Source organism: Xanthomonas sp. 3793, from assembly GCF_024806835.1.
GTDB lineage: Bacteria > Pseudomonadota > Gammaproteobacteria > Xanthomonadales > Xanthomonadaceae > Xanthomonas > Xanthomonas arboricola_F.
On sequence record NZ_JANTYU010000002.1, the window covers coordinates 205,529 to 221,278 of the forward strand.

Sequence of the window (15,750 nt, forward strand, 5' to 3'; positions counted from 1 at the left end):
CCGGATGCGTCGCTTGCCATGCGGCAAAGCAGGCAGGTGCCCTCCCGGCGAAGGAGTCAGCCAGATCAACCCCTCTCCCGGCGGGAGAGGGGTTGGGGGGAGGGGACGTGGGCCGGTCGTACAGCCGTTGACGTCTCTCTGCGCCATCGCAGTGCGTCCGCACCCTCATCCGGCGCTGCGCGACGCCGTCTCCCCATGAGAAGGCAGTCGGAATCGCCGTCCGGTGAGTCCTGCGTTGAATCCGGTGTGTGCCGTCCGACGTACTAGTTGCGGCGACTCGAAGAGACAGCGCGTCAGTCCATCGTGGATCGCGACACTCATCGGCCAGCAATCGCAAATCGCCAAGCAGTTGGCCAGGCCCAGCTACCGCAAGCGCAGCCTTGGCACTACACTCGCCGCGCACACTAGGGGAAACACATGGCACGCATCTTGATCGTTGACGACTCGCCGTCGCAGCTGCTGGGGATTCAGCGCATCGTCGAGAAGTTGGGACACGAAACCATCACTGCCACCGATGGCGCCGCCGGCGTGGAAGCGGCCAAGGAGTCGCTGCCGGATCTGGTGTTGATGGACGTGGTCATGCCCAACCTCAACGGCTTCCAGGCCACGCGCACGCTCAAGCGCGAGCCCACCACCCAGCACATCCCGGTGATCCTGGTGACCACCAAGGATCAGGACACCGACCGCATGTGGGGCATGCGCCAGGGTGCGCGCGCCTACATCACCAAGCCGTTTTCCGAAGACGAACTGCTGGAAGTGATGGAACGGGTGTTCAACCAGAAGGACGAACCACCGAAGGCGTGATCGCTGCCATTCCGCAGCGACCGAGCTGAAACTCTCCGACGGGCAGGCGATGGCGTCCGGCGTCATCGCCGCACCGAGTGGCAAGCGTCTGGATGCCAACGGCTACCGCCAACTGCCCACTGTGGGCTTGTCCGCGCCTGCCATGGGATGCGTTCGGTGCGGCGTGGTGCGTCCGCCACGGGGGGTGTGTTCGAGCAAACCTCCCGCCAGCGGGGCGGCCGGCTCCGCGCCTTCGCTGTTGGCGCCGTCCTCGCGCGTCGAGGGCTCCTGCCGAGCCATCACCTGCCGGCGCTACTTCGTCCCCAACCCGGCAGCACCGGCCGACCCCTCGATTCATCCCGTCGGCTAAACCGTCGATGCACCAGGTGGGGCCTTTCAAAACGGCCGGTCTGCCCCATCTAGTAGAATCGGCGAATCAAACAACACGGCGGCACTGCGGGACTGGCCCGCACAGCCCCTCGATCATGGAGCGTGCATGGCCTGGAACACACCCGGCAACAAGGGCGGAGACGGCCCGGATCCCAACCGTCGCAGGTCCTGGGGCCCGCGCGGTGGTGGCGGCAACGGTGGTGGCTGGGGCAATCTGCCCGCGCCGTTGAAGGAGCTGTTCGACGGCGGCGTCGGGCGCTGGATCCTGGTCGCGGTGGTGCTGATGGTGCTGTTCTCCAGCTTCCAGCTCATCGGCGAGCAGCAGCGTGGTGTGGTGCTGCGCTTCGGCCAGTTCTCGCGCATCCTGCAGCCAGGCCCCAGCTTCAAGTTGCCCTGGCCGATCGAATCGGTGCGCAAGGTCAACGCGACCGAGATCAAGACCTTCAGCAATCAGGTGCCGGTGCTGACGCGCGACGAGAACATCGTCAATGTCTCGCTCAACGTGCAATACCAGATCAGCGACCCGCGCAAGTACCTGTTCGGTTCGCGTAATGCCGATCTGGTGCTGGAGCAGGCCGCGCAAAGTGCGGTGCGCGAGCAGGTGGGGCGGTCGGACCTCAATACCGTGCTCAACAACCGCGGCCCGCTGGCGATCGCATCCAAGGATCGCCTGCAGCTGGCGCTGGATGCCTACAACACCGGCCTGGCCGTGACCGGCGTGACCCTGCCCGATGCGCGTCCGCCGGAAGAGGTGAAGCCGGCCTTCGACGAGGTCAACGGTGCCCAGCAGGTGCGCGAGCGCCTGATCAACGAAGCCCAGGCCTATGCCGCCAAGGTGGTGCCCGAGGCACGCGGCCAGGGCGCACGCACCCGCACCGGCGCCGAAGGCTACAAGCAGGCGGTGATCTCCAAGGCCGAAGGCGACGCCGACCGCTTCACCCTGCTGCAGGAGCAGTACGCCGGTGCCCCCGAGGTCACGCGCAAGCGCCTGTGGCTGGAAACCGTGCAGAAGGTGCTGTCGGAGAACCGCAAGGTGATCGGCAGCGACGGCCGGCAGGTCATCTATGTGCCGCTGCCGGCCGATGCCGGCAGGGCTGCCAACGCCGGCGGCAACGCGAGCACGGGCGGGATGCCGTCGATGGTGCCGCAGGACGTGCTGTTGAATCCGCCGCAAAGCGCCACCAGCGAGGCCATCCGCAACCCGGAACGCGGCCCGCGTCCGACCGGCCGTGAGGGAACCGAACAATGAAGAATTCGCTAGTCATCGGCCTGATCGTTGCCGTGTTGCTGACCCTGATGGGCTCGGTGTTCGTGGTGCGCGAAGACCAGACCGCCATGGTGCTCAACCTGGGCCGCGTGGTGCGTGCCGATCTCAAGCCCGGCCTGCACTTCAAGATTCCGGTGGTGGAATCGGTGCGCGTGTTCGACCGCCGCTTCCAGGTGCTCGATACCGCCCCGGCGCGTTACTTCACCGCCGAGCAGAAAGACGTGAGCGTGGACTTCTTCGCCATCGGCTACATCTCCGATGTTCGTGCGTTCTATCGCGCCACCGGCGGCGAGGAGTCGGTGGCAAATTCGCGCCTGGCACCGATCATCACCGACTCGCTGCGCAACCAGATCAACTCGCGCACCCTGCAGCAGCTGGTCTCCGGCGACCGCAGCGAATTGATCGCCAGCCAGCTCAAGGGCATCAACGGCGCCATCAAGGGCCTGGGGATGCAGATCACCGACCTGCGCATCAAGCAGATCGACCTGCCGACCGACAGCCAGGTGATCACCGACGTTTACGAGCGCATGCGCGCCCAGCGCAAACAGGAAGCAAGCAAGCTGCGCGCCGAAGGCGAAGAGCAGGCGCTGACCATCCGTGCGCAAGCCGACCGCGAAAGCACGGTGATCAAGGCCGACGCCGAACGCGATGCGCAGAAGTTGCGTGGCGAAGGCGATGCGCAAGCCGCGCAGATTTACGGGCAGGCCGGCTCCAAGGATCCCTCGTTCTACGCTTTCTACCGCAGCCTGGAGGCTTACCGCGAGTCGATGACCGACGGTAATGGCGTGGTGGTCCTGGACAAGAACGACCCGTTCCTGCAGTACCTCAAGAGCGATCGCTGATCGCTCTGCTTGAACCAAAGACGCCCGCCCAACGCGGGCGTTTTTGTATGGCGCTCTCCTGCCGACCGAGCAGATACGCGCCCCCAGCCGTAGGAGCGCACCCGGGCGCGACCGCTTTACCGGTAATGCCCATCGCGCCCAGGTGCGCTCCTACGAGGTGCGGCGTGTCGGGGTGTTGATCCGGTTGCTTCGTGGATCGAATGATCGTGCTTCGGACGGTCTGCAGATCTGGCGAGGCTCGCCACCTTGCCACGTAGGAGCGCACCCGGGCGCGACCGCCTTGCCGGGAATGCCCATCGCGCCCAGGTGCGCTCCTACGAGGTGCGGCGTGTCGGGGTGTTGATGCGGTTGCTTCGTGGATCGAATGATCATGCTTCGGACGGTCTGCAGATCTGGCGAGGCTCGCCACATCGCCTGGTAGGAGCACACCCGGGCGCGACCGCCTTGCCGGCAATGCTCGTCGTGCCCAGGTGCGCTCCTACGAGGTGCGGCGTGTCGGGGTGTTGATGCGGTTGCTTCGTGGATCGAATGATCGTGCTTCGGACGGTCCGCAGATCTGGCGAGGCTCGCCACATCGCCTGGTAGGAGCGCACCCGGGCGCGACCGCTTTACCGGTAATGCCCATCGCGCCCAGGTGCGCTCCTACGAGGCGCGGCGTGTCGGGGTGTTGATGCGGTTGCTTGGTGGATCGAATGATCGTGCTTCGGACGGTCTGCAGATCTGGCGAGGCTCGCCACATCGCCTGGTAGGAGCGCACCCGGGCGCGACCGCCTTACCGGCAATGCCCATCGTGCCCGGGTGCGCCCCTACGCGTGGCGCGCGTCTGCCGACGGATCGGGGGCATGGCATGGCCTTTCGTGGAATGCCACGTTGATGGGCATGTCCGGAATCGGCAAATGCTTGGCGCCGCTCTCGCATCGTGTTGGTCAGACTCGTTCCGCTAGGTGCGCACCTGGGCGCGACGTGTCTTACCGGCCGCCCCCACGGATTGCCGTTGACAGTCAGTCGCCACATGGATCCCCCTAGCATAGAGCGCGGCAATCTCCGATATCCCGCATTGTCCAGGGCCGTGAGCATCGCGCCATGGACAACATCGACTCTCCAGGGCATCGCGCGCTGCGCCGCGGCAGGCAGTCTTCGCCCAACAGCGTTTACCTGCTGACCACCACGACATGGCAGCGTCGCGCCGTGTTCGCAGATTTTCTGCTTGCAGCACCCGCCTGCCGGGCATTCACCTCAGCAACGCCTTGCGATGCCAGGCTGCTGGCCTGGGTGTTGATGCCGGATCACGCACATTGGCTGTTGCAGCTGGGGAGCGTCACCTCGTTGGCCGACGCCGTTTCCCGCATGAAAGCGTGCGCAGCGCGTTCGGTGAACGATCAGCGGCAGCATCACGCACCGGTCTGGAGCCGCAGCTACCACGACCACGCGTTGCGCAAAGACGATGACTTGCACGCAGCCGCGCGTTACCTCATCGCCAATCCGCTGCGGGCCGGGCTGGTCACCCATATCGGTGATTATCCGTTCTGGGACGCAATCTGGGTTTGAGCAAAACCATTGCGTGCCCACTGGTTGCCTTACTCCGCACGTAGGAGCGCACCTGGGCGCGACGGCTTTACCGGTAAAGCCCGTCGCGCCCAGGTGCGCTCCTACGAGGTGCTGCGTGTCGGGGTGTTGATGCGGTTGCTTCGTGGATCGAATGATCGTGCTTCGGACGGTCTGCAGATCTGGCGAGGCTCGCCACCTTGCCACGTAGGAGCGCACCCGGGCGCGACCGCTTTACCGGTAATGCCTGTCGCGCCCGGGTGCGCTCCTACGCGGTAGGGCGGTCGGGTGGCCGAACCGGCACACTGTAGTCCCCCATGTTGTCCTGGTGCTGTTGATGCACGAGTTTCTGTCAGCGTTGTGCCTGATCGCCGTTATCGAAGGTTTGCTGCTGTTCGCCGCGCCCACCGCCTGGAAACGGATGGTGGAGCAGTTGTTCAGCCTGCCCACTGTGCAATTACGTGCCATCGGCGGCGTCACGCTGCTGCTGGGCGTGATCGCGTTGTGGGTTGTGCGTCACTGAGCGAGTGGTCCAGTCCGACAGCAACGGCAGCGTAGGAGCGCACCTGGGCGCGACGGTTTCACCGGTAATGCCTGTCGCGCCCAGGTGCGCTCCTGCGACCCACGATGGGCGGTTGGGCTTGTCGCTGTGGTGATCCGTCCGGGCTAGGGACCGGCAGCGCCCGGAGCACCCGGCAACGGCCGCCCGCTGCAATCTGACCAGTCCCCGTTCTGCCGCCCCGGCAGGGGTAGTGCACGTCACCCGAAACCCGGATAATGCACAAAAGCCGGCCGGGCATGCTCCAACCAGAGCACCCCGTTCGGCTTTTTCCGTGTCCGGGCTGGTCGCCTCTGCAACGCTTCCCGATGGAGCCGCGCGCAAGGTGGCGCCGTCAGCCCCGAACCGGTCCCATCCCGCGGCCCCGATGGCCGCAGCAAAACTTTAGGAGTCCACCCGTCATGGGTCAGTCAGTTGTCGTGCTCGGTGCCCAGTGGGGCGATGAAGGCAAAGGCAAGATCGTCGATCTGCTTACCGAGGAGATCGGTGCGGTGGTCCGCTTCCAGGGCGGCCATAACGCCGGCCATACGCTGGTCATCAACGGCAAGAAGACCGTCTTGCATCTGATCCCGTCCGGCATCCTGCGCGACGACGCGCTGTGCCTGATCGGCAATGGCGTGGTGATCTCCCCGGCCGCGCTGATCAAGGAAATCAGCGAGCTCGAAGGCGCCGGCGTGGAAGTGCGTTCGCGCCTGAAGATTTCGCCGGCTGCGCCGCTGATCATGCCGTACCACATCGCCCTGGATCAGGCGCGCGAAAAGGCGGCCGGCGGCAAGGCCATCGGCACCACCGGCCGCGGCATCGGCCCGGCGTATGAAGACAAGGTGGCCCGCCGCGGGATCCGCATCGCCGACCTGCATTACCCGCCGCAGCTGGAAGAACTGCTGCGCACCGCGCTGGATTACCACAACTTCGTGCTGACCAAGTACCTGGGCGTGGAAGCGGTCGACTTCCAGAAGACCTACGACGAAGCGCTGGCGTTCGGCGAGTACGTGCAGCCGATGAAGTACGACGTGGCCGGCATCCTGCACGATCTGCGCAAGCAGGGTAAGCGGGTGCTGTTCGAAGGCGCGCAGGGCGCGTTGCTGGACATCGACCACGGCACCTATCCGTACGTCACCAGCTCCAACACCACCGTGGGCGGTGCGCTGGCCGGCACCGGCGTGGGCGCCGACGCCATCGACTACGTGCTGGGCATCGCCAAGGCCTACGCCACGCGCGTGGGCGGCGGCCCGTTCCCGACCGAGCTGGACGACGAAGTGGGCCAGGGCATCCGCGACCGCGGTGCCGAGTACGGCGCCTCCACCGGCCGTCCGCGTCGCTGCGGCTGGATGGACATCGTCGCGCTCAAGCGTGCGGTGGCCATCAACGGCATCTCCGGCCTGTGCATCACCAAGCTCGACGTGCTCGACGGCATGGAAAAGCTCAAGGTCTGCATCGCCTACGAATACCGCGGCAAGCGCACCGAATACGCACCGCTGGATGCGCAGGGCTGGGAAGAATGCACCCCGGTGTATCTGGAGTTCCCGGGCTGGACCGAGAACACCCACGGCATCACCGTGTGGGACGAGTTGCCGCCTGCCGCACGCGCCTACCTGCGCGCGCTGGAGGAGCTGGCCGGCTGCCCGATCAGCATCGTCTCCACCGGCCCGGACCGCGACCACACGATGGTGCTGCAGGACCCGTTCGCCTGATCGGCTGAGGCTGCACACCTCATTGCGCAACGGCCCGGCTTGTCCGGGCCGTTGGCGTTTGAGGATTACTGAGATTTGGCATGACTTTTGGCGGTGCCTGCGTGCACTGTTCCAGCGGATCATCCGCGGCCTGACGCCACCGCGTGCCCACTTCGCCCACATCGAGAATTTTCCATGCGTCTTCCCCTGGTGACCGCCATCGCACTGGCCCTGGTCGGTACAAGTCCGGCTGCCTCCGTTTTCGCAGCTGCGCCCGTGCCGCAGAGCGCCGACGCCGCGTCCATCACCACCCAGTTGCCGCGCACCGCCAAGCCCACGCATTACGCAGTGGAGATCACTCCGCATGCCGACAAGATGCGCTTCGACGGCAAGGTCGCCATCGATATCGTCGTGCTGCAATCCACCGACCGCATCGTGTTGCAGGCGGCCAACCTGACTTTTGCGCGCGGCACGCTCACGCAAAAAGGCGGCAAGCCGCAAACGGCCAAGATCAGCACCGATGCCGATGCGCAGACCGCTACGTTCGCGTTCGGCAAGCCGCTGGCAGCGGGCGAGTACGTGCTGTCCATCGATTACAGCGGCGTGATCAACACGCAGGCCAACGGCTTGTTCGCGCTGGATTACACCACCGCGCAAGGTGCGCGTCGCGCGTTGTTCACCCAGTTCGAAAACTCCGATGCGCGCCGCTTCATTCCTTCCTGGGACGAGCCCAACTTCAAGGCCACCTTCGACCTGGCGATCAATGCGCCGGCCGGGCAGATGGCGGTGAGCAACATGCCGGTCGCCTCGTCGCGGCCGGGCGCAAACGGGCGCACCCGCATCGCGTTTCAGACCTCGCCCAAGATGTCCACGTACCTGCTGTTCGTCAGCGTGGGCGATTTCGAGCGTGCCACCGTCACCGCCGACAATGGCACCGAGATCGGTGTGATCGCGCAGAAGGGCAAGGTGGACCAGGCGCAATTCGCGCTGGAATCCGGTCGCGATGTCTTGCACGAGTACAACGCCTACTTCGGCGTCCCGTATCCGCTGCCCAAGCTGGACAACATCGCCGCGCCCGGGCGCAGCCAGTTCTTCAGCGCCATGGAAAACTGGGGTGCGATCTTCACCTTCGAGTACTCGTTGTTGCTGGATCCGGCGGTGTCCAACATCGATACCAAGCAAGGCGTGTTCACCGTCGCCGCGCACGAGATCGCGCACCAGTGGTTCGGCAATCTGGTGACCATGGCGTGGTGGGACGACTTGTGGCTCAACGAAGGCTTCGCCAACTGGATGGAAGCGCGCACCACGGCAAAACTGCATCCGGAATGGGACATCGACAAGACCGGCCCGGCCAAGAAGAGCCGCTTGGCCATGCGGCGCGATGCGTATGTGACCACCCACCCGGTGGTGCAGCACGTGGCCACCGTGGAGCAGGCCAGCCAGGCCTTCGACGCCATCACCTACGCCAAGGGCGAGGCGGTGATTGCCATGCTGGAAGACTACGTCGGCTCGGATCACTGGCGCGAAGGCGTACGCAGTTACATCAAGCAGCATCAGTACGGCAATGCGGTGACCGACCAGTTGTGGCAGCAGATCGACGCCGTGGCGCCGGGCAAGCAATTCACCCAGGTGGCACACGATTTCACCCTGCAGCCGGGCGTGCCGTTGATCAAGGCCAGCACCCGCTGTGTGGGTGGCCAGACCGCGGTGACGCTGGAGCAGGGCGAGTTCACGCTGGACCGCCCCGACAAGCAGCCGTTGCGCTGGCATGTGCCGGTGGTCGTGCGTAGCGGCGACGCCACGCCGGTGCGCGTGCTGGTAGACGGCACCGCCCAGGTGCAGGTGCCGGGCTGTGACGCAGCGGTGGTGGTCAACGCGGGGCAAAAGGGCTACTTCCGCACCTCGTATGCGCCCGCACAGTTCAAGGCGCTGGCCAGCAGGTTTGGCGCACTACCGGTGGTGGACCAGTTGGGCGTGTTGAACGACACCGACGCACTGGCCGACGCGGGCGTGCAGACACAGGCCGATGTCTTGGATCTCACCGCACAGGTGGCAGTCGGCGCATCGCCCGACGTCTGGGACATGGTGGCCAGCATCTACGATGGTGTGGATGGCAGCTTCGAGCATGACCCGGCTGGGCGCGCCGCGTGGCGTGCCTATGCCGTGCCGCGGCTGTCGGCCGAATTCGCAACCCTGGGCTGGGACAACCGCGATGGCGACTCGGCGCAGATCCAGCAGTTGCGTACCCGCCTGATCGCCAGCCTCAGCGACATGGGAGATGCCGCAGTGATCGCGGAGGCGCGTCGGCGCTTTGCCGCTTTCCAGGCCACTCCCGCATCGCTGTCGCCGGAGCTGCGTGACAGTGTGCTGGGCGCGGTTGCGCGCAATGCCGACACTGCCACCTGGGACGCCTTGCATGCCTTGGCCAAGCAGGAAACCTCCTCGATGGTGCGCGACACCTATTACGATTTCCTCTCCATGCCCATCGACGAGGCGCTGGCCAGGCGCGCGCTGGCACTGGCGTTGACGCCGGAGCCGGGCGCCACCACCGGCGCAAGCATGATCGCCGGGGTCGCTTCCCAGCATCCGGAGCTTGCCTTCGATTTCGCGGTGGCGCACCGCACGCAGGTGGACACCCTGGTGGACTCCACCTCGCGTGCCCGCTACTACCCCAGCCTGGGCATGGACTCGGCAGAGCTTGCCACCGCCGACAGGATCAAGGCCTATGCCGACCAGTACATCGCGCCGACCTCGCGGCAGGCCGCAGACAACGCCATCAACACGATCCAGACGCGGGTGAAGCTGCGGGAGGCGTCATTGCCGCAGATCAAGGCGTGGTTGAAGGCGCGCAAGCGCTGAGCGTTGCGGTCATCGCAGCACAGGAAACAGCCCGGCCTTGCCGGGCTTTTTCTTTGCCGCGCTGCCGGCCACCGGGAGGTTGCGGGAGGCAATCGATGTGCTGGAAACCAATCCGCTGATCGGCCGGCCGGCTGGCGGGGACAAGCGCGAACTGGTGATCGGTCGCGGCGCGCACGGCTATCTGGCGCTGTACTGCCATGTCGCGCAGATATTGACACGGTGTTTGTGCTGGCCGTTCGCTTGCAACGTGAGGCGGGCTTTGCCGGGCCGTGACGTCCGCAGTTCTCTGATTGCTGTAGCCCGGCGTCCCTGTTATTCGATGCGCTGCCACTTGACCCGCGCAAGCCGGTGCCGGAGATCGTTGCGCGCCACGCCGACGTTGCCAACCGGTATCGCCTGCACGCCATTGCCCAGAAGCCGCCGCAATGCCTCGCTACCCGCCTAGCGCCGTTATCCCATGCGCATCGACGCACTCTCACGCTGACGGGTATCCATCTCCTGCTGTTGGCTCTGTGCCAACGCCTGCTGGCGGTCGGTAGTGGCGACTTCCAGCTGTTGCAGCGATTTTTCCACCGGCGTCTGCACAGCCACGTCGGTCGGCATGTGGGCGCGCAGGTGCGCCGGGTTGTTCAACTCACCCTGCACCACAAACACGTTGCGCCCGGCCGGGCTGTCGGCGGTCTGTTCGCTCAGTACCACGTGGTCGGCCCGGTCCAGATTGTTCTGGCGGGCGAGGGTCATCACACTGGCGATGAGGCGCTCGCTGTTCTCGTCCGGTGTGCGCCCGGCTTGCGCATCGATCGCGTTCACGCCTGCGCGCACCTGCTGCAGCAATGCGTAGTCCCGGTGCTCAGGGCCGATATCTGCGAGTTTGGTGGGCGGCTGCATCCGATCGGGCAGCCCGTCGACCGATGCCGTGAACGGGCTGCGGGTGATGGAGCGGTGCGGATCGTCTTCGTGGAACTGCGTGGTTTTCTGCTGCCGCTCCAGGCGCACGGCGCGGGCATCATCGAGTTCGGCGATACGGCCGGCATTGGTCTCTTCGCGCATGGACAGATGCCCGCCGCCTGCGCTGACGTTCACCCACTTCTGTTCTTTCTCGAAGTACATCGCGTAGAAGCTGTTGCTGCCGATGACGTTTGGGTCGACGGCGGAGCGGCCCTCCAGCATCTGGATCGCCTCGGTGGTGCCCAGCTTGGCCAGGTACTGGCTGCCGGCCGCCAGTCCCATCTGCGCAAAGGTCTCATAGCCGGTATTGCTGATGCGAGTGGCGCCGACGTACTCGTTGTCGAGCATGTTGACCCAGATCTGTTCCAGCTTCTGGGGGCCGCTTTTTTCCAGGGCCGCTTGCAGGAGCACGCGTGGGGTCCAGCAGTTGGGGTCGAGACGATGCTGCTCAAACGCGCGGTCGTGCGCGAGCATGACGGAGGCGCCTGGTAGGTTCAGTGCCAGATCCGGACGGTCTCGACGGAGCCATGCTTGCCGAAGTTCCAAATCCCTCTCCAGCAACGTCTGTCCGAAGCTCTCCCACTGACGTTCGCTCAGTTGAGCATTAGCAAAGCGCGAGCCGCTGTCGTGCTGCGTGTTCGCATAATCCTGCGCGTAACTGTTCGCAACGCGCCCCGGCAGACTGTCATTACGCACGACACCAAGCGCGAGCGTCCCGTAGCCGTCCGCACCGGGCAGTTGCGAGAGGTAATTCCAGTACAGCTCACGATTGCCTGCTTTTGCGTAGCTGCCCAGGATCGTCAAGTCCTGCTGAGTTAATCCACTCATGATGTACTCCTTGCAAAAAAGTGTGGATCACCCAACTTTGGTGCGTGCCAAAACGTCCCGAATCGCGTTTTCCATACGTTTCCAGTCCCTTAGAAACGCGCGATGGTAGTTGAGCGTGATGGATAGTTTGTTCTCGACATCCACAAGGTAGTGCGTACATCCGGCGACAACTGGTTCTTCGTCGTCGATGACTTGGTCGCCCTCAAGCCGGATGCCGTCCTTACGAAACTTGACGCTATCGCACTTGATGAAAGTGGTGAGATTGCCGCCGGAATCGCGCGCGACATACCAATCGTCCTCAAACGCGGGGTTGCGTGTCGGAGGTTTGCTGTAGCGAGCTTCGTACGCTCTAACGTACACCGCCATCTTGTCTTCATCGATGGCATAGGGCGTCAATCCGAGTGTTTCAGGCTGTGCGATACGCAGATCGAGTCTGTCGACGGGATCACCTCGTTCGACCGAATCAGGCTCGGTAATTGCTTCGTTGGATGAGTAGCGTGCCAGCAATGCCTCGATGGGGACGCGGTCGACATAGTCAACCGAGGCATGGATTTCCTTGCGGAAATCATTCGTACGCGGGTTGGCCCGTGCCCCAGGCGGGGTGGGGGTCATATCTGGCCACTCGATGACCAGCGTGACGCCTTCGCCCGGCCACGGTGCGATCTGGCTGTCCAGGTAGTTGGCGGGGATGCGGAAGGTGTTCGGCCCCAGCTTTACATCGACGGGGGCATCCGAATATGTGTGCCCGTTGATGGTGCGGCCTGTGGTGACGTTGTCTGGCATGGGGGAGGTCCTTTTCTGTTCGGGTGATGGCGTCCGTGCACAGGCACTGCCGGTCACAGCGACGGCGAGTGCAAGGGCCAGGCACCGGCCGGATGACATCATGTGCATTGGTCAATCCATTGCAGGGTTCGCCGCAACTATAGGCAACCTGGGTTCAGCGCGACAGCAAGGGCCAAGCCTGCAATTGTCCTTGCCATGCGCCGCATGGCATGGGAATGCGATCACGCGCTGCCGGCAGGATTACAGGCGGACCAGGAGGCTGGCCATGCAACGGCAGCTCGCCATGTGTGTTGACGGAGGGCGTTTGCCGCCATCGGTCGCACGTGTCGAGCTGCAGTGCCATCAACGCAGACGTCGCCGCGTCACGCCCCAAACGCACCATCGATCGTATGCATCGCCCCGGTGACAAAGCCAGCTTCCGGGCCTGCCAGCCAGGCCACCATGCCGGCCACTTCGTCGGTGCGGCCGTGGCGCTTGATCGCCATGAAGCTGTGCATCAGGTCTTTCATTGGCCCGTTTTCCGGGTTGGCGTCGGTATCGATCGGGCCTGGTTGCACCACGTTGATGGTGATGCCACGCGGCCCGAAGTCGCGGGCCAGCCCGCGCGCCAGCCCTTGCAGCGCGGATTTGCTCAGCGCGTAGGACGCCATGCCGGGCAGCGGCATGCGGTCGCCGTTGACCGAGCCGATCACGATGATCCGCCCGCCGGGTGGCATCTGCCGCGCGGCCTCCACGGCGGCGTGGTAGGGCGCGTGCACGTTGATGCGGAACAGCCGGTCCACCGCGTCCGGATCCTGGTCCAGCGCATCGCCGAACAGCGCGATGCCGGAGTTGACCACCAGCACATCCAGCGGCCCGCTGCCGCGCACCGTGTCGATGACCGCATCGCGGTCGGCGCTGTCGGCCAGCACCGCGGTGCTGCCGGTTTCACCGGCCAGGCGCTGCGCCGCCTCGGCAGAGCCGGCATAGGTAAACGTCACCCGCGCGCCCTCGGCCACAAAGCGCCGCACGATGGCGGCCCCAATGCCCCGGCTGCCACCGAGCACCAATACCGACTTGTCTTTGAATGCTGACATGCATCACCTCGCAATTAATGTAGCGAGTAATACATAATAGATTTCGCTTGCCGTCAAGGATTTTGTAACAATGACTACAAAAATCTCCCGGGCCCGCGGCCGGCCACGCGCATTCGACCCGGACCAAGCGGTCGCCACTGCGCAGCAGCTGTTTCATGCGCGCGGCTACGACGCACTGAGCGTGGCCGACCTCACCCAGGCACTGGGCATCAACCCGCCCAGTTTCTACGCCGCCTTCGGCAGCAAGGCCGGCCTGTACGCGCGCATCCTCGACCGCTACGCGCAGACCGGGGCCATCCCGTTGCCCCAGATCCTGGGCACCGCCCGCCCGCTGGCCGACGCGCTGGCCGACGTACTGGAGCAGGCCGCCCGCTGCTACGCCGCAGACCCCGCCGCCACTGGCTGCCTGGTGCTGGAAGGCACGCGCAGCAACGACGCGCAGGCGCGTGAGGCGGCCTGCGGTTTTCATGTCGCAGCCCAGGAGTTGATCCGCTCCCACATCGCCCAGGAGTGCCCGCACGACGCAGACCGGCTGGCGGATTTTGTCAGCACCACCATGGCCGGGCTTTCCGCCAGCGCCCGGCATGGGCAGAGCCTGGGGCGTCTGTTGGCGAGTGCGCGGTTGGCGGGGGAGGCGCTTCGGGTGGCGCTGCGCGGATAGGCAAAGCGCGCGCGGGCAGAGGGCTGTCGGTGGCGTGAGCGCACCTGCCCGCTAATCGAGGTGACCTTGCAACTACGCAGTACGGTCAATCGGCAGGTGGTACAGGATGGTCGCGATCTGCCGTCGCTCTGGCGAAGTCGTTGTCGGGTGACTGGTGCGGTGAATCGGGATGGGGCAGGGCAGCGTCTATGAGCCATTCCATGTTCTAGGCTGGCTTCAACACAGGCCACTTCAACCTCCTTGTGCAATGCTGGCGATCACAGGGAGCCGCGCGCAGCGTGTTGGTTGAACGTTTCAAACTAGCCGAATTGCTGTCCAAACCGGACGGTCGCACTGAATGCCTACCAGATGGCATCGTTGCGAGATCCCGTGTCTATTTCGGTCCAACAATGGGAGCGCTGCAGGACCATTTTTCGTCTTTGATCAGTCGCTTGACCCATCCTCTTCATGCGGCCACAGTCCGGGACGTTCGCCCTCTGCGTTCAAGGATGCCCGTGAAGAAGCTGACGCATTGCATTGTGGCGACCGCGCTGGTGCCCATCATGACGCTTGGGTGTGCACGGCTTTCGATGGAACAGGCTGCCGCAAAGCCCCCAAGTGGTGCACACGAAGCAGCGTCTTTTCCTCAGGCGCCTGCTGCCACGCCTTCACCTTGGGTGCCCTTCAAACTGGAACGGCAGATGGGCGCCGTCTGTGTGGACCGTACGCAATCACAGGGCTCCTCGCCTGCGCCTTTGCTACGGGACGGGTTTTGCAAAGGCCCGGCACCTGCGCATATGGCGGCTGCATTGCTTGCCCTGCCTGCAGATGCGGTCGATGCCTCGCCGCAAGCGCGCGAAGCGAGCCTGCGCGATGCCGTGTACGTGGCCGCACCCGGATTGGGACGGCGCGCTGACTTCACCGTGGTTGCCGGTGATCTAACGATCCGTTCGTTTGAAAGTGCTGATCCCGACAAAACGGTGTACTTGGTCTGGCCGGTGAAATGTGGCGCGGGCGAAGCTGGCCTCGCGTGCCAGTCAGGCAAAGGGCGAAAGGCGTATCGCGTCACCAAGGACGGCACCGCACGCGATGTCAGTGCAGCGGTGTTTCCACCAGCGCCTAGCCTGACTGCAGAAGATGTTGCCCGGCAAAACGACCACGGCGGCTCTGAGCTTTTTCTGTTCGATGACAAACTGCCCTTGGCGCCGACAATGCGATGGTTGATGGAATTCGATCCTGACCAGCCGCTGGCCACCGATGACCCGAAGCGCGTCGGGTCTTACGCCCATTTTGGTTTTCTTCGGTGGACAGACGAACGCTTCGAGCTGGTAGAACGAGTCGCTAGAGCGCAGTGGCCTTGTCGCCAGCAGCGCACCGGCGAACCGGCATGTGCGGAGTATCCAGAGAGTGAGGACCCTTTCGTTTCCCGGTAATGCAGTGTGGCAGTGCAGATTGCCAAGCATGGCGTGCGGCATGAGGTGAGCGGCTCACGCGCAGGTCGCACCAGGCCAGAGCAGTAACCGGTGCGACAGAACACTAAGAGTGTCATCTGGTAAA

At 64.6% G+C, this 15,750-nt stretch carries 13 protein-coding genes; 10 read left to right on the forward strand and 3 right to left on the reverse strand.

What is annotated here, in order from left to right:
* The first annotated feature begins 417 nt into the window (after nt 1-417).
* The 8 genes from pilH (at nt 418) to FHY18_RS07260 (ending at nt 10,363) form a co-directional block, all read left to right on the forward strand.
* The gene (gene pilH, locus FHY18_RS07225) at nt 418-804 is read left to right on the forward strand and encodes a twitching motility response regulator PilH (RefSeq protein WP_008578169.1); all 387 of its coding nucleotides are present in this window, start codon (nt 418-420) and stop codon (nt 802-804) included.
* Between the two features lie 475 nt (nt 805-1,279).
* On the forward strand, nt 1,280-2,422 hold the full coding sequence (gene hflK / locus FHY18_RS07230; protein ID WP_259153129.1) for an FtsH protease activity modulator HflK: 1,143 nt from the start codon (nt 1,280-1,282) through the stop codon (nt 2,420-2,422).
* Nucleotides 2,419-3,282: a protease modulator HflC gene (locus FHY18_RS07235; protein WP_259153130.1), complete on the forward strand. Its 864-nt coding sequence runs from the start codon at nt 2,419-2,421 to the stop codon at nt 3,280-3,282. Before hflK ends, FHY18_RS07235 begins: the two co-directional genes overlap by 4 nt.
* Nucleotides 3,283-4,365: 1,083 nt before the next feature.
* Nucleotides 4,366-4,830, forward strand: coding sequence for a transposase (locus FHY18_RS07240; RefSeq protein ID WP_259153131.1), 465 nt, complete (start codon nt 4,366-4,368; stop codon nt 4,828-4,830).
* Between the two features lie 334 nt (nt 4,831-5,164).
* Nucleotides 5,165-5,350: a DUF2065 family protein gene (locus tag FHY18_RS07245; RefSeq protein ID WP_259153132.1), complete on the forward strand. Its 186-nt coding sequence runs from the start codon at nt 5,165-5,167 to the stop codon at nt 5,348-5,350.
* Nucleotides 5,351-5,787: 437 nt separating this feature from the next.
* The gene (locus tag FHY18_RS07250; RefSeq protein WP_005996152.1) at nt 5,788-7,080 is read left to right on the forward strand and encodes an adenylosuccinate synthase; all 1,293 of its coding nucleotides are present in this window, start codon (nt 5,788-5,790) and stop codon (nt 7,078-7,080) included.
* A 174-nt stretch (nt 7,081-7,254) separates the two neighbouring features.
* The gene (locus tag FHY18_RS07255; protein WP_259153134.1) at nt 7,255-9,918 is read left to right on the forward strand and encodes a M1 family metallopeptidase; all 2,664 of its coding nucleotides are present in this window, start codon (nt 7,255-7,257) and stop codon (nt 9,916-9,918) included.
* 37 nt (nt 9,919-9,955) lie between these two features.
* Entirely contained in the window at nt 9,956-10,363 is a 408-nt protein-coding gene (locus FHY18_RS07260) for a hypothetical protein (RefSeq protein ID WP_259153135.1), read from the forward strand.
* 5 nt (nt 10,364-10,368) lie between these two features.
* Here the strand turns inward: FHY18_RS07260 and FHY18_RS07265 are convergent, their stop codons facing one another.
* The 3 genes from FHY18_RS07265 to bdcA form a co-directional block, all read right to left on the reverse strand.
* Nucleotides 10,369-11,694, reverse strand: a complete 1,326-nt coding sequence (locus FHY18_RS07265; protein WP_259153136.1) for an XVIPCD domain-containing protein — start codon at nt 11,692-11,694, stop codon at nt 10,369-10,371.
* A gap of 27 nt (nt 11,695-11,721) precedes the next feature.
* The gene (locus tag FHY18_RS07270) at nt 11,722-12,585 is read right to left on the reverse strand and encodes a hypothetical protein (RefSeq protein ID WP_259153137.1); all 864 of its coding nucleotides are present in this window, start codon (nt 12,583-12,585) and stop codon (nt 11,722-11,724) included.
* 254 nt (nt 12,586-12,839) lie between these two features.
* Nucleotides 12,840-13,553 (reverse strand): SDR family oxidoreductase, encoded by a 714-nt coding sequence (gene bdcA, locus FHY18_RS07275; RefSeq protein WP_259153138.1) that lies wholly within the window; start codon nt 13,551-13,553, stop codon nt 12,840-12,842.
* Nucleotides 13,554-13,623: 70 nt separating this feature from the next.
* Between bdcA and FHY18_RS07280 the strand changes: the two genes are divergently transcribed.
* Nucleotides 13,624-14,214, forward strand: coding sequence for a TetR/AcrR family transcriptional regulator (locus FHY18_RS07280; protein ID WP_259153139.1), 591 nt, complete (start codon nt 13,624-13,626; stop codon nt 14,212-14,214).
* 488 nt (nt 14,215-14,702) lie between these two features.
* Nucleotides 14,703-15,626 carry a hypothetical protein gene (locus FHY18_RS07285; protein WP_259153140.1) on the forward strand — a complete coding sequence of 308 codons (924 nt, stop codon included), beginning with the start codon at nt 14,703-14,705 and terminating at the stop codon, nt 15,624-15,626.
* Nucleotides 15,627-15,750: the final 124 nt, after the last annotated feature.